General features: G+C 63.7%; 28 protein-coding genes. 15 read left to right on the top strand and 13 right to left on the bottom strand.

Features of this window, described 5'->3' with window-relative positions:
* The 6 genes from RM190_RS04175 to RM190_RS04150 form a co-directional block, all read right to left on the bottom strand.
* Positions 1 to 719 (bottom strand): amino acid ABC transporter ATP-binding protein (locus RM190_RS04175; protein WP_311758149.1); only part of this gene is annotated, 719 nt, incomplete at its 3' end.
* 9 nt (positions 720 to 728) lie between these two features.
* Positions 729 to 1,763, bottom strand: coding sequence for a Gfo/Idh/MocA family protein (locus RM190_RS04170; RefSeq protein WP_311758148.1), 1,035 nt, complete (start codon positions 1,761 to 1,763; stop codon positions 729 to 731).
* The gene (gene aroQ / locus RM190_RS04165) at positions 1,760 to 2,209 is read right to left on the bottom strand and encodes a type II 3-dehydroquinate dehydratase (RefSeq protein ID WP_311758147.1); all 450 of its coding nucleotides are present in this window, start codon (positions 2,207 to 2,209) and stop codon (positions 1,760 to 1,762) included. The genes RM190_RS04170 and aroQ overlap by 4 nt, the downstream gene beginning before the upstream one ends.
* Positions 2,210 to 2,261: 52 nt before the next feature.
* Complete coding sequence (locus RM190_RS04160; RefSeq protein WP_311758146.1) at positions 2,262 to 3,095, bottom strand: transporter substrate-binding domain-containing protein; 834 nt, start codon at positions 3,093 to 3,095, stop codon at positions 2,262 to 2,264.
* 61 nt (positions 3,096 to 3,156) lie between these two features.
* A complete protein-coding gene (locus tag RM190_RS04155; protein ID WP_311758145.1) occupies positions 3,157 to 3,807 on the bottom strand; it encodes an amino acid ABC transporter permease in 651 nt (216 codons plus the stop codon).
* A gap of 11 nt (positions 3,808 to 3,818) precedes the next feature.
* Positions 3,819 to 4,484, bottom strand: a complete 666-nt coding sequence (locus tag RM190_RS04150; protein ID WP_311758144.1) for an amino acid ABC transporter permease — start codon at positions 4,482 to 4,484, stop codon at positions 3,819 to 3,821.
* A gap of 257 nt (positions 4,485 to 4,741) precedes the next feature.
* On the opposite strand from RM190_RS04150, the gene RM190_RS04145 reads away from it, so the two are divergent.
* From RM190_RS04145 to RM190_RS04135, 3 genes are read left to right on the top strand one after another with little or no spacing between them, the layout of a single operon-like run.
* Complete coding sequence (locus tag RM190_RS04145) at positions 4,742 to 4,867, top strand: hypothetical protein (RefSeq protein ID WP_311758143.1); 126 nt, start codon at positions 4,742 to 4,744, stop codon at positions 4,865 to 4,867.
* A complete protein-coding gene (locus RM190_RS04140) occupies positions 4,861 to 5,643 on the top strand; it encodes a fumarylacetoacetate hydrolase family protein (RefSeq protein ID WP_311758142.1) in 783 nt (260 codons plus the stop codon). Before RM190_RS04145 ends, RM190_RS04140 begins: the two co-directional genes overlap by 7 nt.
* A gap of 11 nt (positions 5,644 to 5,654) precedes the next feature.
* Positions 5,655 to 6,419, top strand: a complete 765-nt coding sequence (locus RM190_RS04135) for an aldolase/citrate lyase family protein (protein WP_311758141.1) — start codon at positions 5,655 to 5,657, stop codon at positions 6,417 to 6,419.
* Between the two features lie 38 nt (positions 6,420 to 6,457).
* Here RM190_RS04135 and RM190_RS04130 read toward each other — a convergent pair whose 3' ends face one another.
* Complete coding sequence (locus RM190_RS04130; RefSeq protein ID WP_311758140.1) at positions 6,458 to 6,904, bottom strand: Lrp/AsnC family transcriptional regulator; 447 nt, start codon at positions 6,902 to 6,904, stop codon at positions 6,458 to 6,460.
* A 127-nt stretch (positions 6,905 to 7,031) separates the two neighbouring features.
* Between RM190_RS04130 and RM190_RS04125 the strand changes: the two genes are divergently transcribed.
* The 8 genes from RM190_RS04125 (at position 7,032) to RM190_RS04090 (ending at position 14,199) form a co-directional block, all read left to right on the top strand.
* Entirely contained in the window at positions 7,032 to 8,099 is a 1,068-nt protein-coding gene (locus tag RM190_RS04125; RefSeq protein ID WP_311758139.1) for an ornithine cyclodeaminase, read from the top strand.
* Positions 8,096 to 9,079, top strand: coding sequence for a citrulline utilization hydrolase CtlX (ctlX, locus tag RM190_RS04120; protein WP_311758138.1), 984 nt, complete (start codon positions 8,096 to 8,098; stop codon positions 9,077 to 9,079). Before RM190_RS04125 ends, ctlX begins: the two co-directional genes overlap by 4 nt.
* Positions 9,080 to 9,153: 74 nt before the next feature.
* Positions 9,154 to 9,954, top strand: coding sequence for a dimethylarginine dimethylaminohydrolase family protein (locus tag RM190_RS04115; protein ID WP_311758137.1), 801 nt, complete (start codon positions 9,154 to 9,156; stop codon positions 9,952 to 9,954).
* Positions 9,955 to 9,980: 26 nt separating this feature from the next.
* Positions 9,981 to 10,769 (top strand): transporter substrate-binding domain-containing protein, encoded by a 789-nt coding sequence (locus tag RM190_RS04110; protein ID WP_311758136.1) that lies wholly within the window; start codon positions 9,981 to 9,983, stop codon positions 10,767 to 10,769.
* A gap of 56 nt (positions 10,770 to 10,825) precedes the next feature.
* A complete protein-coding gene (locus RM190_RS04105) occupies positions 10,826 to 11,536 on the top strand; it encodes an ABC transporter permease (protein ID WP_311758135.1) in 711 nt (236 codons plus the stop codon).
* On the top strand, positions 11,536 to 12,231 hold the full coding sequence (locus RM190_RS04100) for an ABC transporter permease (RefSeq protein WP_311758134.1): 696 nt from the start codon (positions 11,536 to 11,538) through the stop codon (positions 12,229 to 12,231). Before RM190_RS04105 ends, RM190_RS04100 begins: the two co-directional genes overlap by 1 nt.
* A 28-nt stretch (positions 12,232 to 12,259) precedes the next feature.
* A complete protein-coding gene (locus RM190_RS04095) occupies positions 12,260 to 13,033 on the top strand; it encodes an ABC transporter ATP-binding protein (protein WP_311758133.1) in 774 nt (257 codons plus the stop codon).
* On the top strand, positions 13,030 to 14,199 hold the full coding sequence (locus RM190_RS04090; RefSeq protein WP_311758132.1) for a M20 aminoacylase family protein: 1,170 nt from the start codon (positions 13,030 to 13,032) through the stop codon (positions 14,197 to 14,199). Before RM190_RS04095 ends, RM190_RS04090 begins: the two co-directional genes overlap by 4 nt.
* Before the next feature lie 88 nt (positions 14,200 to 14,287).
* Here the strand turns inward: RM190_RS04090 and RM190_RS04085 are convergent, their stop codons facing one another.
* From RM190_RS04085 to RM190_RS04070, 4 genes are read right to left on the bottom strand one after another with little or no spacing between them, the layout of a single operon-like run.
* Entirely contained in the window at positions 14,288 to 15,037 is a 750-nt protein-coding gene (locus tag RM190_RS04085; RefSeq protein ID WP_311758131.1) for an amino acid ABC transporter ATP-binding protein, read from the bottom strand.
* An 11-nt stretch (positions 15,038 to 15,048) separates the two neighbouring features.
* Entirely contained in the window at positions 15,049 to 15,933 is an 885-nt protein-coding gene (locus RM190_RS04080; RefSeq protein ID WP_311758130.1) for an amino acid ABC transporter permease, read from the bottom strand.
* Positions 15,923 to 16,675, bottom strand: a complete 753-nt coding sequence (locus tag RM190_RS04075) for an amino acid ABC transporter permease (RefSeq protein WP_311758129.1) — start codon at positions 16,673 to 16,675, stop codon at positions 15,923 to 15,925. Before RM190_RS04075 ends, RM190_RS04080 begins: the two co-directional genes overlap by 11 nt.
* 15 nt (positions 16,676 to 16,690) lie before the next feature.
* Positions 16,691 to 17,527: a transporter substrate-binding domain-containing protein gene (locus tag RM190_RS04070; protein WP_311758128.1), complete on the bottom strand. Its 837-nt coding sequence runs from the start codon at positions 17,525 to 17,527 to the stop codon at positions 16,691 to 16,693.
* A gap of 101 nt (positions 17,528 to 17,628) precedes the next feature.
* Between RM190_RS04070 and RM190_RS04065 the strand changes: the two genes are divergently transcribed.
* On the top strand, positions 17,629 to 18,456 hold the full coding sequence (locus RM190_RS04065; RefSeq protein ID WP_311758127.1) for a substrate-binding periplasmic protein: 828 nt from the start codon (positions 17,629 to 17,631) through the stop codon (positions 18,454 to 18,456).
* A gap of 2 nt (positions 18,457 to 18,458) precedes the next feature.
* Positions 18,459 to 21,080 carry an ATP-binding protein gene (locus RM190_RS04060; RefSeq protein WP_311758126.1) on the top strand — a complete coding sequence of 874 codons (2,622 nt, stop codon included), beginning with the start codon at positions 18,459 to 18,461 and terminating at the stop codon, positions 21,078 to 21,080.
* Here the strand turns inward: RM190_RS04060 and RM190_RS04055 are convergent.
* Together RM190_RS04055 and RM190_RS04050 are read right to left on the bottom strand one after the other, a co-directional pair.
* Positions 21,068 to 21,868 carry a response regulator gene (locus RM190_RS04055; protein WP_311758125.1) on the bottom strand — a complete coding sequence of 267 codons (801 nt, stop codon included), beginning with the start codon at positions 21,866 to 21,868 and terminating at the stop codon, positions 21,068 to 21,070. The two genes, RM190_RS04060 and RM190_RS04055, sit on opposite strands and share 13 nt — an antisense overlap.
* Before the next feature lie 178 nt (positions 21,869 to 22,046).
* Positions 22,047 to 22,745: a hypothetical protein gene (locus RM190_RS04050; RefSeq protein WP_311758124.1), complete on the bottom strand. Its 699-nt coding sequence runs from the start codon at positions 22,743 to 22,745 to the stop codon at positions 22,047 to 22,049.
* 367 nt (positions 22,746 to 23,112) lie between these two features.
* Between RM190_RS04050 and RM190_RS04045 the strand changes: the two genes are divergently transcribed.
* Together RM190_RS04045 and RM190_RS04040 are read left to right on the top strand one after the other, a co-directional pair.
* A complete protein-coding gene (locus RM190_RS04045) occupies positions 23,113 to 24,423 on the top strand; it encodes an AAA family ATPase (RefSeq protein WP_311758123.1) in 1,311 nt (436 codons plus the stop codon).
* Positions 24,420 to 25,469, top strand: a complete 1,050-nt coding sequence (locus RM190_RS04040; RefSeq protein ID WP_311758122.1) for a ParB N-terminal domain-containing protein — start codon at positions 24,420 to 24,422, stop codon at positions 25,467 to 25,469. Before RM190_RS04045 ends, RM190_RS04040 begins: the two co-directional genes overlap by 4 nt.
* Positions 25,470 to 26,078: the final 609 nt, after the last annotated feature.

Genomic DNA, 26,078 nt, shown 5'->3' with positions numbered 1-26,078 from the left:
AGGAAGGCGCGAGTCCGCGCGTGGCCCGGATTGTGGAAGAAGGTTTCGGGGTCGTTTTCCTCGATGATCTCGCCATCGGCCATGAAGATCACCCGGTCAGCGACCTGCCGGGCAAAGCCCATTTCATGCGTCACGCAGATCATGGTCATGCCGTCGCGCGCCAGCCCGATCATGGTGTCCAGCACCTCCTTGACCATTTCGGGGTCAAGCGCGCTGGTCGGTTCGTCGAAAAGCATGGCTTTCGGCTCCATGCACAGCGCGCGGGCAATGGCCACGCGCTGCTGCTGGCCGCCCGAAAGCTGCGCGGGGTATTTGTCCGCCTGATTCCCGATGCGGACGCGCTCAAGATACTTGCGCGCCGTCGCTTCGGCCTCGGCCTTGCTGGCCTTGCGCACGCGCATGGGGGCAAGCATGCAGTTTTCCAGCACCGTCTTGTGCGGGAACAGATTGAACTGCTGGAAGACCATTCCGACTTCGCGACGGACGGTGTCGACGGCTTTCTGGCTGTCGGTCAGCGCAGTGCCATCGACAACGATCCGGCCGGACTTGATGGTTTCCAGATGGTTGATGCAGCGGATCAGGGTGGACTTGCCCGAGCCCGAAGGCCCGCACAGCACGATCTTTTCGCCCCGCCGCACGGTCAGGTTGATATTCTTCAGTGCGTGGAAACCGGCATACCATTTTTCGACGTTTTCCATGCGGATCAGGGCGTCTTCCATCGGAACCTCCTACAGGGTGACGCGACCGCCACTGGCGGCGGAACGCTTGACGGCTTCAATCACGCGCAGAGTCTCAAGCCCTTCGCGGCCCGAGACCAACGGCGGCTCCTGCCCCCGGATGACGCGTGCGAACTGGGTGACCTGGCGGGCCAGCGGATCTTCGTTCGGGATGCCGGGACGCTGCAGGTTGAAGGGGGAATACCAGCTGCGCGCACCCTGCGCCGTGCGCAGGTCCAGCGACGGCAGGGCCAGCGAACCATGCGTGCCCCCAATCAGATAGCAATGCTCGTCCGAGCGGGGATAGGCCGGGTTCTCGCCGGTCGTCATCTCCCAGCTCCAGGGGGCGACGGTGCTGTCGCAGACCGAAGCGGTCGCCAGCGCACCCGAGGCGAATTCCAGCAGGATGACGGCCGTTTCCTCGACCGCGTTGCCGCGCACCGCGTTCGATTCCCGTGCCGTCACCGCAACCACGTCGCCCAGCAGATAGCGCAGGTTGTCGACGTCATGGATCAGGTTCAGGAAGACCGGGCCCGCGCCCTTTTCGCGCCGCCAGGCGACGTCGAAGTAATCGTCGGGCTTGTGCAGCCAGAACATCGCGTTCGCCACGATCGGGGTGCCGATGGCGCCGCTGTCGATGATTTCGCGCGCTTTTTGCATCAGCAGGTTGTGGCGGCGGTGATGCCCCGTCAACAGGACGACTCCCGCAGCTTCGGCGGCCAAAACCAGTCGCTCGGCATCGGCGACATTGTCGCAAAGCGGCTTCTCGACAAGGGCGGGGATGCCCGCCGCAATGCAGTCGAGGCCGTTCTGCATGTGGATCTGGTTCGGGGTCGCGACGATCATGCCTTCGGGGCGGGCCTTCTGCAGGGCTTCGTCCAGATCGCGCGCCCAGATGCTGCCGAATTCGCGGGCCACCGCCTCGCCCGCGGGGGTCGGATCGATGACACAGGCCAGCTCGGCTTCGTCAGAGGCGTGGACATGCATCGCATGGCGCTTGCCGATCAGGCCGGCGCCCATGACGGCAAGGCGGACGGGCGCGGTCACGCCGCGGCCCCTGCGATCAGACTGGTCACACGGCGCAGGCCAAGAAGATAGCCTTCGGTTCCGCAGCCGGCGATGACGCCATCGGCGCGCAGGCTGACATAGGAATGGTGGCGGAAACTTTCACGCTTGTGGACGTTCGAGATATGAACCTCGATCACTGGCCCTTCAAAGGTGTTCAGCGCGTCAAGGATCGCGACCGAGGTATGGGTGAAGGCGGCGGGATTGATGACGATGCCGGCCCCGGTCTCACGCGCCTCGTGGATCCAGTCGATGATCTGGCCTTCGTGGTTCGATTGCAGGAAGCGGATGCCGACGCCCAGGGCTTCGCCCAGCTCCGAGCAGGATTTCTCGACATCGGCCAGCGTCGTGTGGCCATAGATATGGGGCTGGCGCTTGCCGAGAAGGTTCAGGTTCGGGCCATTCAGGATATAGACGGTATTCGGCATCTGCTTTTCTTTCAGGTGAGGCCGGGGCGAGCGGGCCCGCCCCGGCGGTCAGTCATTTCTGGACGGTGAACTGCACGCCCTCGATCGAGGCCGGCAGTTCCGGCGGGTCCATGTGCATCCACTTGTTGTAGATCGCCTTGAACTCGTCGGTCTTCATGAACTCGGTCAGGAAGCCGTTCACCGACTCGTTCCAGTCGGCTTCGCCAAGCCGCGTGCCGACGCCGTTGTAAAGCGCGGTCAGCGGCAGCTTGTTCTCGAACTTGCCGGGGGCAGCTTGCTCGATCCGGGTGATGTAGAACTGGTTGCCACCAACGCCCTCGACCTGGCCCGACAGCAGCGCCTGAATCGTCGCGGCGTCGTCGTCAAAGCGACGGATCTCGGTTCCTTCGGGGGCCAGCGCAGTCAGGGCGGTGTCCTGTGCAGCCGCGCGCGGCACACCGAAGACATGGCCCTTGAGGCTTTCCGGCGTCGACATGTCCACGTCCTTGGGACCGACAACCGAAATCTGGTTGGCGGCATAGGGCACGGAATATTGCATGGATTTCGCGCGTTCTGCGGTGATGCCCATGGTCGCGAACAGCACATCGACCTTGTCCGTGGTCAGCGCCGGAATCCGGTTCGCGACGGCCAGCGGCACGAACTCTGCCTTGACGCCCAGGAACTTGGCGAAGGCATTGCCCATGTCCGCGTCATAGCCATCCGCCGCGCCGGACGAGTTGATGCAGCCCCAGGGGCAGTTGTCGCCCTGGATGCCGATGCGGATCGTTCCCGCGGCCTTGGTATCTTCGACGGTGCGCGCCTGCGCGCCTTGCGCGAACAGCCCGGCCAGCGCCAGCCCGGCGACCAGCGCGACGCGCGACAGCCCGGATGCGTATTGTGCCAACATGGTTATCTCCTCCTCAGTTGGTCGGTAACAAGGCGGATTTCTGCGCCCGCCCTTTGGTAAATCAACGCGGCGCCTCGGCCAGCCGCCGTTCCATGCGGCGGCCCCAATGCGACAGGGGCCAGCACATGGCAAAGTAAAGGGCGCCCACCAGGCCAAAGACGAAAAGCGGCTGATAGGTCTGGTTCGAAATGATCTGCCCCGCACGCGTCAGCTCGATGAAGCCGACGATCGCGGCAAGCGACGTGCCCTTGAGCAACTGCACCAGGAAACCGATGGTCGCGGGCAACGAGATCTTCAGCGCCTGCGGCAGCACGATGTCGAACATGCGGGCGCGGTAATGCATCCCAAGCGCATGGGCCGCCTCGGACTGCCCCTTCGGGATGGCCTGGATCGCGCCGCGCCAGATCTCGCCCAGGAAGGCGCTGGCATGGGCGGTCAACGCGATGGCGACTGCGGCCCAGGCGCTGACATTCAGGCCGAACAGCGGCAGGCCGAAGAAGACGACAAACAACTGCATTAGCAGCGGGGTGCCCTGGAACAGGGCAATCCAAGCCATTGCCAGCACGCGCACAAGCCGGTTCTGCGCAACCCGCGCAAGGGCCACGATCAGGCCGAAGACGATGCCCCCGACGAAACCGATGGCAGTCAGGAACAGGGTCCATTTCAGGCCCTGCGCCAGGAAGGTGATCTCGTTGATTCCAAGATGCGGCATGATCCCCCCTTTCAGCGCGTCGGATAGGCGAAGGCACGACTGCCGATGAACGCCAACAGGGCCATGATGACCCAGGACAGCAGCAGGTAAATTGCCGTGACGGTGAAATAGACCTCGAAGCTGCGGAAGGTGTCGCCGTCGATGCGCTGCGCCACCTGCGTCAGCTCGAACGCGGAAATCGAGGTACAGATCGAAGTCGTCAGCGTCAGCAGGATGAACTGGCTGCAAAGCGAGGGATAGATCGCGCGCAGCGCTGGTTTCAGCACGATCGTGCGGAAGACCTCGCCCGGATGCAGGCCAAGGGCCAACCCGGCCTCGGTCTGGCCCTTCGGGATGCTTTCGACTCCGCCGCGGATGATCTCGATCGCATAGGCGCCGCCATTCAGCCCCAGCGCAACGATCGCGGTGACGGTCGGGTTCAGCCGGATCCCGGCCAGCGGCAGCGCGAAGAAGATGAAGAAGATCTGGACCAGGAAGGGCGTGTTGCGGATCAGCTCGACAAATCCCACCACCACGGCCGAACCGAAACGGTTGCCCGATCGACGGATGGTGACGCCCGCAATGCCGATGACCATGGCCAGCGCCATCCCGGCCAGCGCCAGGCCCAGCGTGGACAGCGTGCCGCGCAAAAGCTCGGGCCAGCGCTCAAGGATCACGCTGAAATCAAGCGCGTTCATCTTCTTTTCCTCCCTCGCGCCCCCTTCCCTTGGGGACGTTCTTCGCGGCAATCCCCCGGCAAGCGGGTTCCGGCCAATCCTTCCGCATGATGCTTACGGCGAATTGCGCGTAACGCAAATTGCCAAATCGTTCATAGATTTAACATCATGTTAATACCAGCCCACGGGCGCAAACTTCGGACGAGCGCTGCCGTATTCTGCCCCTCCGCCGCGCGAAGTTCGACCGAAATCGGGTTGCGCGATGCTGCTGACGAGCCATGACCGCGCCGAACCCGGATCACCCCCAGCTTGGCACACCGTGGTATTCGCTGCATTACACCTGTGTCATGGAACCGGGCGAGGCAAAGCTGCCCCGCGCCCCATCAAGCGAGGCTAGATGCTGACCGAAACCGAACGCCGTGCCGCGGCAGATGCAATCCTGGATGCCGATCGCTCTCGGGTGCCGATGGTGCAGCCATCGAAGCAATGGCCGGGCATGGAAATCGAGGATGCCTATCGCATCCAGGACCTTTGGGCCGAGGCACGGATCGCGGCTGGTGCCCGGGTGGTGGGGCACAAGATCGGCCTGACATCGCGCGCGATGCAGCTTGCCTCAAAGATGACCGAGCCGGATTACGGGCGCATCCTTGACGACGCGCTTTTCAACGACGGCGCGCGCATACCGGCCGGGCGCTTCATCAAGCCCCGGATCGAGGTCGAGCTGGCCTTTGTCATGGGCGAAGATCTGTCGGGAACCGGCACCCTTGTCCATGACGTGCTGCGGGCGACAGAATTCGTGGTGCCCGCGCTTGAAATCATCGACTATCGGACCGAACTGCCGCGCGCCATCACCGATACCATCGCCGACAATGCCGCATTCGGCGCGATCGTGCTGGGTGGGCGGCCGGTCAGGCCCTTCGATGTCGACCTGCCCCGCGTCGGGGCCACGCTGGCGCAGAACGGCATCATCGAGGATACGGGCCTTGCCGCCGCGATCATGGGCCATCCCGCCGCGGGCGTCGCTTGGCTTGTCAACAAGCTTGCCGCAGTGGGTGGCGGTCTGAAAAAAGGCCATATCGTGCTTGGCGGTTCCTTTACCCGGCCGCTAGACATCACCTCGGGCGACGTGATCCAGGCGGATTACGGTCCGCTGGGCGCCATCGGCGTCAGTTTCGCATGAGGGAGAGCAGAATGGATATGCCGGTTAACCGTTTCAAGCGCGGCCTTGCCGAAGGCCGCAGCCAGATCGGGCTTTGGTGCACATTGCCGGGTGGCTATGCTGCGGAATGCATGGCCGGGTCCGGCTATGACTGGTTGCTGTTCGATACCGAACACAGCCCAAGCGACCCGCTGACCGTGCTGGAGCAGTTGCAGGCCGCAGCGCCCTATCCGGTATCGGCGGTGGTGCGACCGGCGGCGAATGACCCCGTGCTGATCAAGCGGTTTCTTGACGCGGGGGCGCAAAGCCTGCTGATCCCGATGGTGAACTCGGCCGCCGAGGCGCGTGCCGCGGTGTCCGCCACCCGCTATCCTCCCGAAGGCATCCGGGGCGTGTCGTCCCTGACGCGCGCCACCCGTTTCGGCCGCATCGCCGATTACGCCACGCGCTGCGCCGATGAACTGTGCCTGCTGGTCCAGATCGAAACGCGCGAAGCGCTGGACCATATCGAGGAGATCGCGGCGGTCGATGGCGTCGACGGCATCTTCGTCGGCCCCGCCGATCTTGCCGCCAGCCTTGGCCATCCCGGCACCTCGGGCCATCCCGAGGTCGTCGCGCGCATCGAGGACGCCATTGCCCGTATCCGCGCCGCCGGCAAGCCGGCGGGCATCCTGACCCCCGACACGGATTTTGCCGCGCGCTGCATCGAACTTGGCACGACCTTCACCGCCGTGGGCGTCGATGTCGGGATCCTCGCGCGCGAGACCGAGGCGCTGCTGGCGAAATTCCGGAAGTAACCTGCAGGGCCGTGCCGATACCAAGGCACGGCCCTGCCCTAGACGCTGCTCAGCATGATGCTGGTTTCACTGTTCAGGACACCGTCGATCAGGCGGATCTCGCGCAGAACCATGTCGAAATCGGAGAGCGAGCTGGCCCGGATCTCGGCAATGAGATCCCAGTTTCCGTTGGTGGTGTGCAGGGCCTGAATTGCGGGAATCCCGCGCATCTTGCGGATGACCTGGGTGGTCGAACGCCCCACCACTTCGACCAGCATGATCGCGCGGACCATGTCCACGTCATAATCCTGCCGCACCCGCACCGTGAACCCCAAAAGCGCGCCGGAATCCAGAAGCCGGTCCAGACGGTTCTGCACCGTCCCGCGCGATACCCCCAGCGCCTCGGCGATCTTGTTCAGCGGCGCGCGCCCGTCGACGCGCAGGTGACCGACGATCCCACGGTCCAGATCGTCAAAGATATGTTTCGCTTCGTTCTGTCGGATCATGTGAAATCTGCTAAAATGGTTAGCATAATGATCATAGAATCGTAGAATTTTGCAAGTCGATTGTATTTTTTTGGATATTCGACCGCCCTAACCTGTTCGATACTTCGTTCCTGCTGACAGGTGGCCCATGCCCGCATCCCCTCCCTCTGATCTGGCTTTCGTGCCCTTCGTAAGCGTCCAGAACATGATGCGGCTGATCCATCATCGCGGCATCGAGAACGCCCTGCGCGAACTGGCCGAGTATATCGAGGAAGATTTCCGCCGCTGGCCCAGCTTCAACAAGACACCTCGCGTGGCCAGCCATTCGGCCGATGGCGTGATCGAGCTGATGCCGACCTCGGACGGGGAAAGCTACGGCTTCAAATACGTCAACGGCCATCCCAAGAACACCGCCGAAGGATTGCAGACCGTGACCGCCTTCGGCGTGCTGGCCGAGGTGTCATCGGGCTATCCGGTCCTGCTGTCGGAAATGACGCTGCTGACCGCGCTGCGCACCGCCGCGACTTCGGCCATGGTCGCGCGGCGGCTTGCACCCGGCGGCGCCCGCTGCATGGCGATGATCGGCAATGGCGCGCAGGCCGAATTCCAGGCCTTGGCCATGAAGGCAATCGTCGGCATCGATGAGGTCCGCCTTTACGACATCGACCCTGCTGCGACCCGCAAGGCCCAACGAAACCTGGCATCGACCGGGCTGACCGTCACCGCCTGCGCCTCGGCCCAAGAGGCGATCCTGGGCGCGCAGATCATCACCACCTGCACCGCCGACAAGCAATATGCGACGATCCTGACCGACAACATGGTCGGGGCGGGCGTCCATATCAACGCGATCGGCGGCGACTGCCCCGGCAAGACCGAACTGCATCCGGGCATCCTGGCGCGTTCGGAGGTCTTCGTGGAATATCCGCCCCAGACCCGGATCGAGGGCGAGATCCAGCAGATGCCCGAGGATTTCCCGGTGACCGAGTTCTGGGAAGTCCTTGTCGGGACCGCCAAGGGCCGGACCTCGGACCAGCAGATCACGCTGTTCGACAGCGTCGGCTTTGCCATCGAGGATTTCAGCGCGTTGCGTTGCCTGCGCGACTGGTTGAAGGGCACCAGCTATTTCGAACGGCTGGACATGATCGCCGACCCCGACGATCCCCGCGATCTGTTCGGAATGCTGCAACGCGCCGCCCCGTCCGAGGACGCGGCATGATCCCGGCCCGATCGAGGTCCATCCAGGCCCCCGCGGCCGTCGTCATGGTCCGGCCCCACAACTTCACCGTCAATACCGAGACGGCGGCGGACAATACCTTTCAGCGCATGGACGAGGACAGCGGCGGCCTGAAGTCCCGCGCCTATGACGAGATTTCGCGCGCGGTCGATGCGCTGCGCAGCCACGGCGTCACCGTGCACCTGTTCGAGGACGAAGGCACCGACACGCCGGATTCGGTCTTTCCAAACAACTGGTTCTCGACCCATGGCGGCGGCCATGTCGCGGTTTACCCGATGAAGGCCGTCAGTCGCCGTCGCGAACGGCGCTGGGACGTGATCGAGATGCTGAAGCGCGAATACCGCGTTCAGGACGTGATCGATTATTCCGGGCTGGAAATGGACGGGCTGTTCCTGGAGGGCACGGGCGCGATGGTGCTGGATCATATCGACCGCGTCGCCTATGCCGTCCGCTCGGACCGGACCGACCCCATCGCGCTGGAACGGTTCTGCACCCATTTCAATTTCGAGCCGATGGTGTTTGACGCCCGTGATGAAAATGGCGTTCCGATCTATCACACCAATGTCCTGATGTGCGTGGCCACCGATGCAGCACTGGTCGGGCTGTCGATGATCGACAACCGCGTCCGGCGCGAAGAGATCGTATCCCGGCTGGAAGCGTCCGGGCGTGACATCGTCGAACTGGATGCGCGGCAAGTGTCCCATTTCGCGGGCAATGCCATCGAGTTGCAGGGCAGCTCGGGGCGGGTGCTGGCCCTGTCCCGCACCGCCCATGACGTCTTGCGACCCGAGCAGGTCGCGCAGATCGAACGCGGTTGTCGCCTGCTGCCGCTGGACATCCCGACAATCGAACGCGCGGGCGGATCGGTCCGCTGTACCATCGCGGGCGTGCACCTGCTGCCGCGCGGGGGATTGCGCAGCCCCGACATTCCCGCTAGGCAACCCGCCGTCGCGCGACAATGACGATCAGCCGGGACTCTCTGTCGCCACGCCGTCCGCGATCAATGGAACAATCAGCCATGCAATTGGAAAAACTCATGTCTAATCCCGCTGTCTATCGCTTCAACTCGGTCATCGTGCGCGAACCGGCGCGCTCGGTCGTGAACGGCCTGCGCGCCGACGATCGCGGCGATCCGACCTATGAAGGCGTGGTCGCCGAACACACCGCCTATATCCAGGCGATGCGCGATGCCGGCGTCGAGGTGACCGTCCTGCCCGCGCTTGAGGAATTCCCGGACTCGATCTTCGTCGAAGATCCGGCACTGGTCTTCCCGGAAGGCGCCATCGTGCTGCGCCCCGGAACCGAAACCCGGTTGGGCGAGGCCGAAGTGACGGCGCCCGTCCTGCGCGACATGTTCGAGACCGTGATCGATCTGCCCGAGACCGGCTTTGCCGATGGCGGCGACATCCTGACCACTCCGAAGGCCGTGATGATCGGCCTGTCCGCCCGCACCAACCAGGCCGGTGCCGAGGCCCTGCAGGCCTGCCTGGCCCAGCTTGGCCGCAAGTCGGAAATCGTGACGACGCCCGAAGGCGTCCTGCATTTCAAAACCGACTGTTCTCTGTTGGACGACGAGACGATGCTGGTCACGGCGCGTCTGGCGGCCTCGGGCGCGTTTGACGGCTTCAAGACCATCATCGTCCCCGAGGGCGAGGAAGCTGCGGCCAACGCGCTGCGCGTCAACGACGTCGTCATGGTCGGCTCGGACTTCCCGCGCACCATCGAGACGCTGGAAAAGGCCGGCTACAATGTCGTTCCGATGAAGACGACCGAGATCGGCAAGGTGGATGCGGGCTTGTCCTGCATGTCCCTGCGTTGGTTCGATCCCCGCCGCTAATCAACAAGACGAACAGGGAAACCCAGATGAAACGCATCCTTCTTTCGGCCGCCTGCGCCCTTTGCGCGACGATCGCACATGCCGACGGCGCACTGCGCCTGGGCATGACGCCCGAACCCTACATGCCCTTCACCTCGGTCGACGCGGGCGGGCAATGGACCGGGCTTGAGGCCGACCTGACGCGCGCCGTCTGCGCCAAGATCCCCGAGGGCTGCGAGTTCAAGCAGATGGCTTGGGACGGGCTGATCCCGTCGCTGAAGGAAAACAAGGTCGACTTCATCATCGGGGCCTTCTCGGTCACGGATGAACGCAAGCAGGTCGTCGATTTCAGCACGCCCTATTACACCGAAGGCACCAGCTTCGTCGGCATGAAGGACGACGATGTCGAACCGAAGCTGATCGATGCGGCAGACGGCTCGGGCAAGGTTCTTTCCGAGGAAGGCATCGAAAGCGGCATCATCGGCGTCCAAAGCTCCAGCGTGCAGGCGAATTATGTCGCGGCCTATCTGCCCAATGTCGAGGCCAAGGCCTATGACACCGCCGACAACTCGGTCGCGGACCTGATCGCGGGCCGCGTCGATTACCTGCTGGTGCCCGACATGTTCATCGACGGCTTCCTGAAAAGCGACGACGGCGCCGAGTTCGAGGTCAAGCTGGAAGTTCCCACAAACCCGAAGCTGGGTCAGGGCGTCGCCTATGCCGTGCGCAAGGGCGATGCCGCCACGCTGGACAAGGTGAACAAGGCGCTGGCCGAAATGCAGGCCGACGGTTCGCTGCAGAAGATGGTCGACAAGTGGATCTTCGGCCGCGAATGAGCCATTCGGGCGAAGCGCCAGTCGCTTCGCCCCACTAAAATCGGAAGCGGGGACGGATGGACTGGTTACGACTGCTCGCCTGGGGCGCGGACGGCTGGGGGGACGAGTTCGCGCATGGGCTTCTGCTCACGCTGGAAATCTCGGCGGTCTCGTATCTGCTTGCGGTGGTGCTGGGGCTGCTTGGCGCGGCGGGCAAGCTGTCGGGCAACCGCGTCTGCCGCTGGCTGGCCGAGGGTTATACCACCGTCGTGCGGTCGCTGCCCGAACTGCTGGTGATCCTGCTGCTGTATTTCTCGGTCTCGACCGGGATCGAGAAGCTTCTGCGCCATTTCGGACTGGTCGGACCGAATTTCGAGTTCAACCCGTTTCTGGCCGCGGTCATCGCGCTGGCCTTTGTCTGCGGCGCCTTCATGACCGAGGTGATGCGGGCCGCGCTGCTGGCGGTGCCCAAGGGCCAGATCGAGGCCGCGGTTGCGATCGGGATGCCGCGCGCCAAAATGTTCCGGCGGATCGTGCTGCCCCAGATGATGCGTCACGCCATTCCGGGGATGAGCAACCTGTGGCTTTCGATCACCAAGGAAAGTGCCATCGTCAGCGTTCTGGGTGCCTTCAGCGAATTGCTTTACACGGGCTACCGCGCCGCCGCCGCAACCAAGGAATATGTCTTCTTCTATTCCCTGACCGCGGCACTGTTCCTTGCGATCTCGCTGGTCTCGGTCTTTGCCATCTCGCTTCTTGAAAAGCGCCTGAGCCGGGGGCACCACTGATGGGTTCGCTGTCGACCGTGCTGGGCTTTCTGCCCGACCTTCTGCGCGCCCTGCCCCTGACGCTGATGTTGACCGTCGTGGCCGGGATCTGCGGGCTGGTTCTGGGAACGCTGGTTGCGCTTGGCCGCCTGTCCGCGTGGAGGATCATCGCGTGGCCGTGCCGCGCCTTCAGCTTTGCATTTCGCGGAACGCCCCTGCTGGTCCAGCTTTACCTGATCTACTACGGGCTGGGCGAGATCCTGCCCGGAACCTGGGTGCGCCACAGCTTCCTGTGGCCCTATCTGCGCGACGGGCTGTGGTATGCGATCCTTGTCCTGACGCTGAACCAGGCGGCCTATAACTCCGAGGTGATCCGGGGCGCGATCCGTTCGGTCCCGGCCGGCCAGGTCGAGGCCGCGCTTGCCATCGGCATGTCGTCGCGTCGCGTCTTGCGCCGCATCACCCTGCCGCAGGCGCTGCGCCACGCCCTGCCGGTCCTGACCAGCGATGCCATCATCCTGCTGAAATCGACCTCGCTTGCCTCGACCATCACCATCATGGAGGTCATGGGCACCGCGCGCGCACTGCAACGCCAGTCGCTGCTGATCTTCGAGCCGCTGATCGCGGCCGGCCTCCTCTATTTCGCCGTCGTCTTCACCCTGACCCGCCTGATGAACGTCGCCGAGCGGCGCCTGACCGCGTTCCGGGCGCGCTGATGCCGCCGCGCCAGTCCAAGGAAATCCCATGACCGAGATTGCCCTTTCCGTCAAAGACATCCGCAAGAGCTTTGGCAATGTCGAGGTGCTCAAGGGCATCAGCTTCGAGGCGCGCCGGGGCGAAGTCATCTCGCTGATCGGGCAAAGCGGTTCGGGAAAAAGCACGCTTCTGCGCTGCATCAACCGGCTGGAGGAACCCGGCGGCGGTGAAATCACCCTTGAGGGCGAAACGCTGAGGACGATCACCGATCGCCACGGCAATGTCCGGGTTGCCGACAAGCGTCAGCTGGAACGGATGCGGATGCGGCTGGGCATGGTGTTCCAGAACTTCAACCTGTGGTCGCACATGACCATTCTGGAGAACATCATCGAAGGCCCCCGCCAGATCCTTGGCAAAAGCCGCGACGAGGCGATTGCCGAGGCCGAGGCGCTTTTGGACAAGGTCGGGATCCGCGCCAAGCGTGACCAGTATCCCTCTCAGCTTTCGGGCGGCCAGCAACAGCGCGCCGCCATTGCGCGGGCGCTGGCGATGAACCCCTCGGTCATGCTGTTCGACGAACCCACCTCGGCGCTGGATCCCGAACTGGTGCAGGAAGTCGTGCAGGTGATCCGCGCCCTTGCGGCCGAACATCGGACCATGGTGATGGTGACACATGAAATGAGCCTTGCCCGCGATATTTCCAGCCAGGTCATCTTTCTTCATCAGGGCCGGATCGAGGAACAGGGCCCCCCGGCGGAAGTCATGGGCAACCCGCGCTCGGCCAGGTTGCGCCAGTTCCTGCGGATGGAGGAGCAGCAATGAACCCCGCGCTGACCGATTTCCTGCCCGAACTGGTCCAGATCCGCCATCGCCTGCACGCCAACCCCGAACTTGGGCTGGAAGAGCACCAGACCTCGGAACTGGTGGCGGGCTACCTGGCGGAATGGGGTTTTCAGGTCACCCGCGGGCTTGGCAGCACCGGCGTCGTCGGAACCTTGCGGCGTGGGAATGGTCCCGGCGCCATTGGGCTTCGCGCCGACATGGACGCGCTGCCGATGGACGAGGAAACCGGCCTTGCCTATGCCAGCAAGAATCCCGGCCGGATGCATGCCTGCGGACATGACGGCCATACCGCGATGCTTCTGGGTGCGGCCTGGTTGCTGGCGCATGACCCCGACTTCTCGGGCACCGCACACCTGATCTTTCAGCCGGCCGAGGAAAACGAGGGCGGCGCCCAGATGATGGTCCGCGATGGCCTGTTTCGGGAATTTCCCTGCGACCGGGTCTATGCGCTGCACAACTATCCGGGTCTTCAGGCCGGCAGGTTCGCGGTGCGGCGGGGCGCGATGTCTGCCTCGATCGACGCGGCGACGGTCACCATCCACGGCAAGGGCGGGCATGGCGCCTTTCCCGAGGATACGATCGACCCCATCGTCATCGCCAGCAGCATCGTCATGGCCCTGCAGACCGTCGTCGCGCGCAACGTCAGCCCGCATGACCGCGCCGTCGTCACCGTGGGCGCGATCCATTCCGGCACCGTCTGCAACATCATCCCCGACAGCGCCCGGCTGGAAATCTCGATGCGGGCCACCGATCCCGCCTTGCGCACCGCCCTGCGCGACAAGGTGGTGGCAATCTGCGAGGGTCAGGCCGCCAGCTTTGGCGCAAGCGTCGAATTCGCGTGGCAGACGGGCTATCCTTCGGTCATCAACGACGACGCTTCGGTCCAGTCGGTGCGCGAGGCCGCCATTGCAGCCTTTGGCCCGGACGCGGTCGAGGAATTGCGCGTGCCGATGATGGGCAGCGAGGATTTCTCGTTCTTTCTGGACGAGGTTCCGGGCGCCTATGCCTTCATCGGGAATGGCGATTCCACCGGGCTGCACACGACGACCTATGACTTCAACGACAAGATCCTGCCCATCGGCGCGACCTTCCTGCACCGGCTGGTGCGGGACCACGCCGCAAGACCGGTCCCGGCGGAAACCTGATCTCCGGCGCACGGCAAGTCTGGCCCAGTGAAGGCCGCCAGGCTCGCGATCTTCGCGCGCGGGACCGAGCCCCCCGCGCGGGCCGGGATCACAAAACCTGGCTCAGGAAGTTCCGCGTACGCGGGTCGCTGGCATTGGTGAAGAATTCAGCCGGCGCTCCGTGTTCGACGATGACACCCTTGTCGGTGAAATAGATGTGGTCGGCGACCTCTCGGGCGAAGCCCATCTCATGCGTGACAAGTATGCAGGTCATGCTTTCGGCGGCCAGATCCTTGATGGTGACCAGCACCTCCTTGACCGTTTCGGGGTCCAGCGCCGCCGTCACCTCGTCGAACAGCATCACGTCGGGCCGCATTGCCAGCGAGCGGGCAATGGCGACGCGCTGTTGCTGGCCACCCGAAAGCTCACCGGGGTAATGGTTCTCCTTGCCCTCAAGGCGGACCTTCTTCAGCAGGGCGCGGGCGCGGGTTTCGACCTCGGCCGGGTTTTCCTTCAGCACCTTGATGGGCGCCATCATGACATTCTGCAGTGCGGTCTTGTGCGGGAACAGGTTGTATTGCTGGAACACCATCCCGACCTTGCGGCGCAGCGCCAGCTTGTCCAGCCGCGCGTCATGGACCTCCTGCCCCTCGACCGCGATCGAGCCTGACTGGATGTCGTTCAGTGCATTGATGCAGCGGATCAGGGTCGACTTGCCCGATCCCGACGGGCCGATGATGCAGATCACCTCGCCCTTCATGATGTCCATGCTGATGCCCTTGAGCACCTCGACGGGGCCATAGGACTTGTGGACGTCGCGGATGCGGACGATGGGCTGGTCGGGGGTCCATTGGGTCATGGGAACACCTTTCAGTTCTTGACCGTGAAGCGACGCTCAAGCCGCATGGTCAGGCGCGCGATCGGGTAGCAATAGGCAAGGAACAACAGCAGCGCGAAGCCATAGAAGGGCATCAGCAGCTCGGGGCCGTTGCCCTCGGCCTCCATCGCCTGCCGGGTCAGGTTGATGATCTCGTCGACGCCCAGAAGCGAGCAAAGCGGGGTCGACATGGTCAGGATCGCATACCAGTTCATCCAGGGCGGCAGCATCCGCTTGACGCATTGCGGCAGGATGATCTGCCAGATGGTCTGGCGGCGGGTGAAGCCAAGGGATTCGGCAGCCTCCCACTGGGCTGTGGGGACGGACTGGACTGCGCCGCGCACGACCTCGGCGATATTGGCCGAGACGGGGAAGGCCAGACCGATCACTGTCTTGACCCAGCCGGACAGAGGAATCGTCACGCCAAGAATGGTGAACTGGAACGGCACCGCCAGCAGGATGATGAACAGCAGAACCAGCCAGGGCGCGTTGCGGAAGAACGAGACATAGGCCTGGATCACCCAGCGCAGGGCACGGTTCCGCGCGATCAGCCCCAGCCCCGCCAAGGCCCCGACCAGCGTGCCAAGCCCCATGGCAAGGGCCGAGATCAGCACGTTGAACAGGAAGCCCTGCTTGAACAGGAAGGGCATCCAGCGCACCAGCTTTTCGAAAGCGGATGCCGCGGCCGGCGCCCCGGACTGCGCCAGCACCGCCGCGGGAAACAGCATTGCCGCCAGCACCAGCCATTTGCCGGGGATCGCGCCCAGCCAGCGCGCCATGAAGAACTGGTCATAGGCCGGGCCGCGCGGGCGGAAGGGCAGCAGGACGGGCATCGCACCCGCGACCTGCGCCATCGGGACGGGAGTATTACGCGCCATAGCCGGGGATCCTCAGTCTACGCTCCCACCGGCCCATGCCCAGGGACAGGAAGCCCACCAGGCCAAGGTAGCAGACCAGCAGCAGCAGCATCGTCGGGTTCTGGGCCGAGGGGTAGTCGTTCCAGATCGAGACGGATTGGTAAAGAAGCTCGGGCACCGCGATCGCGAATGCCTGGTTGGTTGTCTTCACGAGGTTGATCAGGTTCGCCGAAAGCGAGGGCATGGAAATGCGCAGCGCCAGCGGAAAGACCACGTTCGTATAGGTTTGCAGTCGGGTCATGCCAAGCGACTCGGCCGCCTCACGGGTGGAATGGGGCACGGCCTCGACCCCGGCGCGGAAGATCTCGATGTTGAAGGCGCCGGCAAAGAAGGACAGCGAGATGATGGCCCAGCCCACATTCGAGATGATCGGCACCTCAAGCCAGCCGTCCGGACTGTAGCTGGGCGTGAACTGTCCCAGCGCGAAATAGAAGAACAGCAGCTGCAGGATCGGCGGCGTATTGCGGAAGAACTGCACATAGGCCGAAACCGCGCCACGCAGGAGACGGCTTTTCGCCCCCTGCGCCCAGGCACCAAGGATGCCGATGACGACGGAAAATACCAGGCACAACAGGCTGAGCTTGATGGTCATCCACAATCCGGTCAGGACGCGGTCCATCTGGTGCGCATCATAAAGCCAGACGAAGTTCCAGCGCGGAGATGAGGCAGCAAGCTCCCGGAAGAAATCCTGAATTCCCGTCATCATCTTGTCCCGGACTTACTGCGCCAGCGGATCGGCCATCCGCTCGTGCATCTCGGCCAGGAAGGGGCTGGGACGGACGCCCCATTTCTTTTCCAGCTCGATCAGCGTGCCGTCGCGATGCCAGGCGTATTGCAGACCCGAGACCATCTCGCCCAGGGCACAGCTCTCGTCCTCCTTGGCGACTGCCATGCCCCAGGGGGCAAAGTCTTCGACCGGCAGCGACATCTCGAAGTCGTCCCAGCCGCCGGCCGCGAAATCGGCACCGATGGTGGTGTCGTCATAGATGAAGGCCACGCATTTCTTGTCGCGCAGCGCCTGCTTGGCTTCGGCAGCATTGCCGAAGGCAACGATGGTCGCGCCGTATTTCTTCTCGATGTTCTGCAGATAGAACGAGCCCTGCACACCGCAGGCAGGCTTGCCGCGCAGGTCGTCCCATTTGGTCATTCCGACGGCCTTGGGCGTCAGGGCAGCGGTCCCCGAGGCATAGTAGTTCGGGCCCTTGATGCCAACGATCTCGCGGCGGTCGGGCATGTCGGTCATGGTCGCGATCAGCAGGTCGATCTGGCCCTGCTGCAGGAACTGCATCCGGTTCGACGCGATCACGGGAACCAGTTCCAGACTGACGCCCAGCGTATCGGCGACCTTCTGCGCCATGTCGACTTCAAGCCCGATGATCTTTCCATCGGTGTCCCGATAGCCCCAGGGCTTGTAGTCGGCCTTGACGCCGACGGTCAGCTTGCCGCGTTCCTGCACGCGCTTCAGTCCGGCATTCGTGCAAGCCTCGCCAGCGGCGGCGGCAATGGGCGTCAGGGCCACGACGGCAGCCAGAAACCCGGTAATCGCTTTTTTCATGGATACAACTCCCCGTTCATTCGTGGCACGATTAGCAGGGCCGATCACCGCAGCGTGAGAGTCAAAAACCTTGCCCTGCGAGGGCAACTTTTCGTTCCGGCGTGCCCCGCGCGCCCGAACAGACCGAGGAACAGGATTTGGACGGCAGCGCAGGATCGAGCCGCACCCCCACGCGGATCGGACGCAGACAGTTCGTGCTGACGGCCGCGATGTGGCCGGCCTTGTCGGCCCCTGCGATCGCGCGCGGGACCGATCCGGCCTGGCGGATGGTCGCGATGGATTACTTCCCGCCCTATAACTATGTCTCCGGGGGACGGTTCATGGGCATCGATGTCGACATCATGGCCGAGGCCGCGCGAGACATGGGTGTGCGGATCGAATTCGTGCCCCTGCCCTGGCGACGGTCGCTGATGGCGTTCCAGTCGGGCGAAGTCGATGGGATGTTCCAGCTTGCCCCGACGGCGCAGCGGTTCCGCGACTGGCAGATGGTTGGCCCAATGCGCTCGACGCGCGTTGTTCTTGCCACGCTGGCTGGGTCGGGTGTGCAGGATTTCACCGGTATTGCCGATCTGCGGGGCCGGGTAATCGGGACGGTCAACGGCTTTACCTATACGCCCGAGTTCAATACCGCTCCGCATTTCACGCGCGAAGGCTCGGTCGACGACGAAACCAGCCTGCGCAAGCTGCTTCTGGGCCGAGTGGAGCTGATCGTCGGCGGGCAGCCGAACATCCTGCATGCTGCCGACAAGCTGGGCATGCGCGACGCGATCCGCATCCTGCCGACGCCACTGGATGTGCAGCCGCGCTATACCGGATTCCTGCGCGACCCGGCCCGGCTTGAAAAGGCGGCGCTGCTGCAGGACAGTCTTGCCCGGATGCAGATGGATGGCCGGATCGATGCCATCCTGCACCGGAACCTGGCCCAGTGAAAATGGCACGGCAGGGGCAGGGGATCGCAAGGCGGATCGCGCTTGCGGGCGTCATCATCAGCACGGCTTCGGGCATCGGGCTGGGCGGCGCCAGCGCAATCGGCGAATTCCGGCGCAGCTTCGATCTGGCGCTGCATAATACCGACCGCGTGCTTCAGGCGGCAGCACCACAGCTTGAGCGGACCTATTGGGACATTGACCTGATCGGCTCGCAATCGATCCTGGACCGGCTGGCCGAGGATCCGCTGATCCAGTCCCTTACCGTCCGGGATCTGGTCCTTTCCCCCGAACAGATGCAGCGCGCCCAGATGCCCCGGCTTGGCGCGGCCTCGGACGGAACGCAGCGTCTGGAATGGCCCGTGCGCTGGCTGGTACCGCAGGCCTGGCTGTCGGACCGGCGCGAGGTCCAGCTGGTCGCGCCCCGCAGCGGGCAACCGATCGCGCAATTGCAGGTCACGCTATCCTTTGTCCGGCTTTACGATGACCTGTGGCGGCGCGCGCTTGGGATCATCGGCACGACTGTCCTGCAGGCGCTGCTGATCGCGGCGATCATGTTCGGGTTGACGCGGCGTCTGGTCATCACGCCCCTGAACGCGCTGAGCCGCGCCGCGCTGGCGCTGCGCGACGGCGGCAAGTTCGAACTTGCGGAGCGCTCGGCGCGGCATTTCTCGACCCGACGCGAGGACGAGATCGCAAGCCTTGCCCGCGACTTCGCTCTGACCGTCGACCGGATGGAACATTACCGCGACAACCTGCGCGACGAGGTTGAGCAACGCACGGCCGAGCTGGTCGTGGCCCGCAACGACGCACTGGCCGCGTCGCGGGCAAAGTCGGCCTTCCTCGCGAATATGAGCCACGAGTTGCGCACCCCCCTGAATGCGATCACCGGGCTTTCGGAATTGATGCTGGCCGAGCGCCTGCCCGCAGCCTCGCGCCGGCATCTGGTCGACATGCAAAGCGCCGCGCGCCAGCTTCTGGGCAGCATCGACAACGTGCTGGATCTGTCCAAGCTGGAAGCCGGCCAGATGGTATTCGAGACCGTCCGCTTTCCGATCGAAGAAGTCTTCGATGAAGTCCTGGCCCAGACCCGTGCGCTGATCGGGTCGCGCCCCGTCGCGTTGGAGGGTGAGATCGCGCCGGATGTTCCCGACCTTGTCTGGGGCGACCGGCAGAAGCTGACCCAGATCCTGCTGAACCTCGCCAGCAATGCCGTGAAGTTCACGCAAAGGGGCCGCATCCGGCTGCGCATCTGGCGACGCGGGCCGGTCCTGCGCCTTGCGGTGATGGACAGCGGCAAGGGTATCGCCCCCGGCGATCAGGAGATGATCTTCGCGCCTTTCTCGCAGGCCGACGATTCCACGTCGCGCCGGGTGTCGGGGACCGGGCTTGGACTGTCCATTGCGCGCCAGATGGCCGAAGGCATGGGCGGCAGCCTGACGCTGCGCAGCCGTCCCGGTCGCGGCAGCCTGTTCGTCCTGAACCTGCCGCTGCGCGGTGAGGTGCGGGACCCCTCCCCTGCCCTACCCAGGCCCCGTCTGGATCTATCTTCTGCCCGCGCACGACGGCGCCTGCGTCGGATGCTTGCACGCCTGCCCCTTGAGCCGGTTGAAAGCGAAATCACGATCCGTGCCGCCGGGGACGGTTTCCTGCTGGCCCGCCCTGACGGCTCTGAAGAGGCGCTGCCGCAGGTGCTGACCCATCGCGAATTGGGCGACGCGATGCAGCACCTTCAGGCGGGTCCCGCGCTGGAGCCGGTCGAGGCCCTGGCCCTTCGCGAAAGGCGGGTGCTTCTGATCGAGGATCGCGAGATCAACCGCACCGTCATTGAATCTCTGCTGCGGCGCGCCCATGCGCGGGTTGCCAGCGCCCCCGACGGACGCAGTGCCCTCGCGGTTCTGGCGATGCAGCGCCCCGACGTGATCCTGACCGACCTGCACATGCCCGACCTGGACGGTCTGGCCACCCTGCGTGAAATGAGGGCACGCGGTTTCGGTGATATTCCGGTGGTGGCGTCCAGCGCCGATGTCTCGACCGAGACGCGGCTTGCCTGCCGCGAGGCGGGCTTTGCCGATTTCCTGCCGAAGCCGGTCACCGGTGCGGCGCTGACTGTCTGCCTGTCGGCAGTTCTTGAACAGGCGGTGCCGGTGCTCGACCACGGAATGCTGGACCGGAACACGGCGGGTGACGACAACCTGAAAGACCATTGGCTTGCCATGCTGCCAGCCGAGATCGAAAGCTGGCGCAAGCTTCTCGCGGGCGCCTTACCCCTCCCCGAGGCCCTGCACGCAATCCGGGGGTCCGCCGCGCAGCTGGGCGCGGCCGAACTGCATGCCGTCTGCGCAGAGGACCCGGTAGACCGACGGCGCATCACCGCCGCACTGGATCGGCTGGCAGCCGGCCTTCCGCAAGTCGTGCATCATATGCCCGCGACTCTGGTCGAAGACCCCGCCCAGCTCCGCGCCGAATGTGTCGAGGCGTTGGGACGAAACGACATGCGCGGGTTCGACCTGCTTGACGCGCTGTTGCCGCATCTGCCCCAGCCGTTGGGCCAACGGCTGGCGGGCTGCGCCGAGCGGCTGGACTTCCGCCGGGCCACGGCCCTGCTGCAGGATCAGCCGATGTAATCCGCGATCTCGCGTTGCATCCGCGTCAGCAGGGCCTCGGCCCGTTCCAGCCGGTCGGCCCGACGCTCAAGCAGGGCTTCCAGCGCTGCGGTCGTCTTGCGCAGGTCCAGTTGCACCTCGATCCGGGCGAGCAGGACGGCGGGGGCAAAGGGGCGGGCGATATAGTCGCAGGCCCCCGCCGCAAAACCTTCGGTCTCGTCTTGCGGCGTGTCCAGATTGGTCAGGAAGATCACTGGCAGCCGGGCATGTTGCGGATCGGCCTTGAGCCTGCGGCAAAGCGCGTAGCCATCCATACCGGTCATGTGCACGTCAAGCAGGGCCAGATCGGCCCGCCCCCCGGCAGCCAGCCAGTCCAGCGCATCCGGTGCATTCGTATGGGCCACCACCTCATAGCGCCCGCGCAGGACGTCATGCAGCCTGCGGATATTGGCGGGCAGGTCGTCCACGACAAGGATGCAGGCAGCGTCCCCGTCATCCAGCGCCGGATCGGTCGCCGCATGAACGGTCGGCGTTTCGCCACTGATCGCGCGGGATGCCTGTGCCAGGCTGTCCAGATGCAATGAGACCGCCTCATGATAATGCCGGCCCCAGTCCCGCAGCGCGGTGTTGTTCGCATTCCGCTCGAACAGGGACAGTCCCAGATGCGACTCCAGCGCGCGGATCTGGCGGCTGACAGCCTCTCGAGTCACGTTCAACTCGCGCGCGGCATCGGAAAAACTGCCGAGTCGCCCGGCGGCTTCAAAGACCAGCAGGCTGGTCAGGGGCGGAAGGTCGTTCTTGAGTGTCATCGCCAGATTCAGCCTCTGCGACCTCTATAGCAGCGTGTGGACAGGATGGGCAGACGCGGCCTGATATTACTTTCCTCCCGTCCTTTGTAGACGCCGATCGATCCGAAGTTTCCGCAACATTCTTCGTATTCGCGGATTACTCGGCCGTGGTTCTGGGTCGCCGCGCAATGGACTTAGGCTAGTCTCGGCGTGCCACGATCTGCACGCGACGCAGACCCGAAAACTCCAGCCCCGCGATATCCTGAATGGCGTGCAGATGATGTGTCAGCACATACTGTGCCACAAAGGGTGAAGATGCTGTCAGCGTCAGAAGGCCGTGTTCATAGCCCTCATATGTCAGATGCGAGAACCAGTTCTGGTGAAGACCCGGAGACAGTTCGGCAAGACGCTCCATGCTGCGCATCCACGGCCGCGTCACGCTGTCGTCGCCTCCTCGTGCGCGGAAGTCGATGCGCACGACCTTTTCGTCTGCAGAGCTCGTTCCAGCCTGTCTGCCGGTCATCCGCTCGGAGAAATCGGGGCCGACCTTTTCCCAAAGAGGGGCGCTCAGTCGATGGATCTCGACCTGGTTCAACCGGTAGGCAGCCACCCTGCCCCGCCGACCCGGTCGCAATTGCAGCAGGATCGATGCATCGGTCAGCTTCTTGATCTCGCGTTTGACGGTCCGTTCGTCAACCGACCACATCCGGGCCAGATCGCGTTGTCCGACGCTGAATTCATCAAGTTTCCAGTTATACCTTGCCGTGACGACGGCGATGAGACGTAACATCGAGGTCTGGTGCCCCGGTGTGCCGGCCAGCCCGGCGACGGCCAATGCCGTCAACAGGTCATACTTCTGCGATCCGGCCTGCGGCCCGGTATATCGCTTCAGATCCATCCCACGTCCCCACCGCTCGACAATCGGTTTCTGCGACCGATTCCATCCTGCAATCAGATTGGGCGAAATTCCCGTCGTTTGTCAACGAAAACCAAATTACGGGAAAATGTCAGCCAATCCCAGAATTCAAGAAAAACAGGTTATAATGGATAAGGGGGACAGACTGATGTCACTACAAATGGCTCCGTTTGTCACCCTAAACCGTGTGAGCGACCATTCCCTGTCACCGAAATACGGCATTCCTCGCTGACCAATCCCGTTTTTCCCTGAATCGCGGCGAAATCGCGACTTTTACAATCTCTGCGATTTGCGTTTCCGGGTTTTCGCGTTATTCATTGGGTAGCGACATAAAACACGAGCAGTGAATATGCGAGACCATTCTGACCTTCAGTCGATGAACGAACGCAGCCTTGCGCAGCAGGCGGCGGTGCGGCGGGCGACATTCTCTCCGTCGGAAAAGAAGACGCTTAGGCCCTTTTCGATCTGGGAGATCAGCCAGTTCATGTTCGATGTGCCGGCCGACACCCTGCGCAAGCGGCTGGCGGACGATCCCTCGCTCCCCCAAGGCGTGGTGGAGGAGGATGGCAGGCAGCGCTGGTTCTCGCTTGCCGAGATCAACGAATTGCGGCGCAGGCTGAGGTTCAGGGGCAAGTCTCTGCTGCCGAAGCGGCCGCCAGGACGCGCGGTCCGCGTGGCAGTGTCGAACTTCAAGGGCGGCGTCGGCAAGACCGTGGTTGCCCACCATCTTGCCAATGCCGCGGCCCTGGACGGATATCGCGTGCTTGCCATCGATTTCGACCCGCAAGCGACGCTGACCCATTCGATGGGACTGGTCGAGATCAAGGAGTGGAACACGGTCTGGGGTATCATGTGCCGCGACCTGTGCCGCGAGGCCGACCGCATCGTCGCGGCCTATGACGATCCCGCGGATTGCCCCTACCCTTCCTCGGACGAGCTACCGCAGGACGTGCAGTCGATCGGATCTCAACGTGCGCAGGACTTCATCCAGAAGACCGCCTGGCCCACAATCGACATCATCCCAAGCTGCGCCAATGCGGCTTTCGTCGAATTCGCCAGCGCCCAGTATCGTGCGTTGCACAAGGCCTGGAGCTTCTTCGGCTGCATCTCGCGCTATCTGGATGAACTGCCGGAGGATCAATATGACATCATCATCTTCGATTGCCCCCCGGCGATCGGCTATCAGTCGCTGAACGCGGCATTCGCGGCGGATATCCTGTATGTCCCCTCGGGCCCAGGCTATTGGGAATACGACTCGACGACCAGCTATCTGGGTCAGTTGGGTGATGCGCTTGAGGATATCTCGACAGGCTTTTCCGCGATCGCCGAGGATGCCGGGATCCGCCTCCCGAAGCGTTTCGACGATATCCGTCTGCTGATGACCCGGTTCGAGGCATCGAATTCGCTGCATGTCGCGATGATGGATGCGTTCCAGAACGTGTTTGGCGCCGATGTCTGCCGGAACGCGATCGAGATGACGCGGGCGGTTGAACAGTCCGGGCGGTTCCAGCAATCGGTCTATGAGCAGGACTATCGCCAGATGACACGCGAGACCTGGAAGCGCGCAAGGCAAAGCTTCGATGCGGCATATTCCGAGTTCCGGGATACCGTGCTGCGGGCGTGGGAGAAGCGTGGTTCGGCCGAGGGATGTGAAGCATGAGCGGCAAGAACAAGTTCGGGTTTGACCCAGTCGATGCGGCGCAGTTGAAGCCCCGCATGCGCGAGGTCGGACCTATGGGGGCCGCCGTGCGCGAGGCCGCGGGCAACCTTGCCGAAAGCACGGAAAGCCTGGTCGAACAGCGGCGTCAGAATGCGGCAGATGCCAAGTCGTTCCGTGCCGCGCAGGACCAGGGCCGCCTGCTGGAGCTGCTGCCGGTCGATGACATCCGCACCGACGAGCTGCCGCGAGACCGCCTGGACCTGTCTCTCGTTGCCAGCTCGGACGAGATGGAAGAGCTGAAAGCATCCATTCGCGAACGGGGCCAGAAAGAGCCCATCGAAGTGTTCATCTCCGGTGCGGCCTTTCAGCTGAAGAAGGGTTGGCGCAGGCTGACCGCGTTGAAGCAACTTTGGGCTGAAACCGGGGATGAGCGCTTTTCCAAGGTCGTGGCGCGAATTTCGAAAGAGCGCAGCAGCCGCATCGATCTTTACATCGACATGGTCGAAGAGAACGTGATCCGCGAGGATCTGAGCTTTGCCGAAATGGCCCAGGTCGCGATTGCCGCAGCCGAGGACCTGAACACCGACGGGCAGGGTGCCGATGCGCTGGTCGGGCGGCTTTACGCGTCGCTCCACAAGATGAAGCGGTCCTATATCCGCAGCTTCGTTTTCCTGTTGCAGCGGATGGACGGGGCGCTGCCTTTCCCAAAGGCCATTTCGCGGAACCTGGGTTCCGAGGTGGCACGGAAACTTCAGGCCTCGCCCGACAGGGTCGACGATTTGCGGGCGCAGTTGGTGGGAGTGTCCACTGCGGAGGAACAAGCCGCGGTGCTTGATGGCTTCCTGAAGGACACGGTTGATCCGAACACGGTGGCCAGACCCGGACGCACCGCGAAGGGCGTGAAGTATGAGTTCCGCGTGGGCGCGGCCAAGGTCACTGCCCGCAAGGGTGAGTGCCGGATCCTGTCGGAGGTCGACTTTTCCGCCATCGACCGCAAGCGCCTTCAGGGAGCGATCGAGGCATTTCAGCGCGCTCTTGCCGAATAGCAAGGCGGGCATTTCGGAGGAAGGAAAGGGTAACCCGCGGGTTACCCTTTTTGTTTTGGGCAGGGCGGCCGCAGAGGTGTAACCCGTGGGTTACTCGGCAACGCGCGACACGGGTGCAGCCGGTCCACTGCAAACCGAGATGCGGGGGGAGGCGAGCACTGGCGTTCAGGACTTGCCCAACGCTTGACGGCGATCAAGCATTGCAGGCACCCAAGGGGTAGGGCGGTCGTCGATGCCTGCGGATCATCGGCGCAGAACGGAAGGGGCGAGCGCCCGACCTGAGAGTGTGGATAACGACCGATGTGCATTCTAGCCACCAGCCAAGGAATGGGACGGGATCACTGAGCTGTCCGTAGAGGGAATTCATCAAGGGCGATCATTGCATACCTGCGCCAACGTTCTAACGGCGAGGGAACCCCAATAAGAGCCCGGCCCAGATATCGGACGCGACGTCAGCCTTTCCGCGCGGAACCTTGTGTGTTGGTTGGTCTTGCCGTCCACCAGATCAGGCGCGGGCCGATATCCTTTAGTAATCCGCAAGTTGCATCACAAATGCGGATATGACGCAGGAACAGCAAGACTGGCGCGGGCTGGCAAGTTGGCAGGATG

Source organism: Paracoccus broussonetiae (assembly GCF_031854425.1).
Taxonomy (GTDB): Bacteria; Pseudomonadota; Alphaproteobacteria; order Rhodobacterales; family Rhodobacteraceae; genus Paracoccus; species Paracoccus broussonetiae.
Note: the sequence above shows the minus strand (reverse complement) of the source record. Positions and strands in the feature narration are given on the sequence as shown.

Excerpts from the sequence above, each read along its gene's own strand:
- aroQ (WP_311758147.1), bottom strand. The coding sequence starts at position 2,209 with ATGCCGAATACCGTCTATATCCTGAATGGCCCGAACCTGAACCTTCTC.
- RM190_RS04160 (WP_311758146.1), bottom strand. The coding sequence starts at position 3,095 with ATGTTGGCACAATACGCATCCGGGCTGTCGCGCGTCGCGCTGGTCGCC.
- RM190_RS04155 (WP_311758145.1), bottom strand. The coding sequence starts at position 3,807 with ATGCCGCATCTTGGAATCAACGAGATCACCTTCCTGGCGCAGGGCCTG.
- RM190_RS04150 (WP_311758144.1), bottom strand. The coding sequence starts at position 4,484 with ATGAACGCGCTTGATTTCAGCGTGATCCTTGAGCGCTGGCCCGAGCTT.
- RM190_RS04145 (WP_311758143.1), top strand. The coding sequence starts at position 4,742 with ATGACCGCGCCGAACCCGGATCACCCCCAGCTTGGCACACCGTGGTAT.
- RM190_RS04140 (WP_311758142.1), top strand. The coding sequence starts at position 4,861 with ATGCTGACCGAAACCGAACGCCGTGCCGCGGCAGATGCAATCCTGGAT.
- RM190_RS04135 (WP_311758141.1), top strand. The coding sequence starts at position 5,655 with ATGGATATGCCGGTTAACCGTTTCAAGCGCGGCCTTGCCGAAGGCCGC.
- RM190_RS04130 (WP_311758140.1), bottom strand. The coding sequence starts at position 6,904 with ATGATCCGACAGAACGAAGCGAAACATATCTTTGACGATCTGGACCGT.
- RM190_RS04125 (WP_311758139.1), top strand. The coding sequence starts at position 7,032 with ATGCCCGCATCCCCTCCCTCTGATCTGGCTTTCGTGCCCTTCGTAAGC.
- ctlX (WP_311758138.1), top strand. The coding sequence starts at position 8,096 with ATGATCCCGGCCCGATCGAGGTCCATCCAGGCCCCCGCGGCCGTCGTC.
- RM190_RS04115 (WP_311758137.1), top strand. The coding sequence starts at position 9,154 with ATGTCTAATCCCGCTGTCTATCGCTTCAACTCGGTCATCGTGCGCGAA.
- RM190_RS04110 (WP_311758136.1), top strand. The coding sequence starts at position 9,981 with ATGAAACGCATCCTTCTTTCGGCCGCCTGCGCCCTTTGCGCGACGATC.
- RM190_RS04105 (WP_311758135.1), top strand. The coding sequence starts at position 10,826 with ATGGACTGGTTACGACTGCTCGCCTGGGGCGCGGACGGCTGGGGGGAC.
- RM190_RS04100 (WP_311758134.1), top strand. The coding sequence starts at position 11,536 with ATGGGTTCGCTGTCGACCGTGCTGGGCTTTCTGCCCGACCTTCTGCGC.
- RM190_RS04095 (WP_311758133.1), top strand. The coding sequence starts at position 12,260 with ATGACCGAGATTGCCCTTTCCGTCAAAGACATCCGCAAGAGCTTTGGC.
- RM190_RS04090 (WP_311758132.1), top strand. The coding sequence starts at position 13,030 with ATGAACCCCGCGCTGACCGATTTCCTGCCCGAACTGGTCCAGATCCGC.
- RM190_RS04085 (WP_311758131.1), bottom strand. The coding sequence starts at position 15,037 with ATGACCCAATGGACCCCCGACCAGCCCATCGTCCGCATCCGCGACGTC.
- RM190_RS04080 (WP_311758130.1), bottom strand. The coding sequence starts at position 15,933 with ATGGCGCGTAATACTCCCGTCCCGATGGCGCAGGTCGCGGGTGCGATG.
- RM190_RS04075 (WP_311758129.1), bottom strand. The coding sequence starts at position 16,675 with ATGACGGGAATTCAGGATTTCTTCCGGGAGCTTGCTGCCTCATCTCCG.
- RM190_RS04070 (WP_311758128.1), bottom strand. The coding sequence starts at position 17,527 with ATGAAAAAAGCGATTACCGGGTTTCTGGCTGCCGTCGTGGCCCTGACG.
- RM190_RS04060 (WP_311758126.1), top strand. The coding sequence starts at position 18,459 with ATGGCACGGCAGGGGCAGGGGATCGCAAGGCGGATCGCGCTTGCGGGC.
- RM190_RS04055 (WP_311758125.1), bottom strand. The coding sequence starts at position 21,868 with ATGACACTCAAGAACGACCTTCCGCCCCTGACCAGCCTGCTGGTCTTT.
- RM190_RS04050 (WP_311758124.1), bottom strand. The coding sequence starts at position 22,745 with ATGGATCTGAAGCGATATACCGGGCCGCAGGCCGGATCGCAGAAGTAT.
- RM190_RS04045 (WP_311758123.1), top strand. The coding sequence starts at position 23,113 with ATGCGAGACCATTCTGACCTTCAGTCGATGAACGAACGCAGCCTTGCG.
- RM190_RS04040 (WP_311758122.1), top strand. The coding sequence starts at position 24,420 with ATGAGCGGCAAGAACAAGTTCGGGTTTGACCCAGTCGATGCGGCGCAG.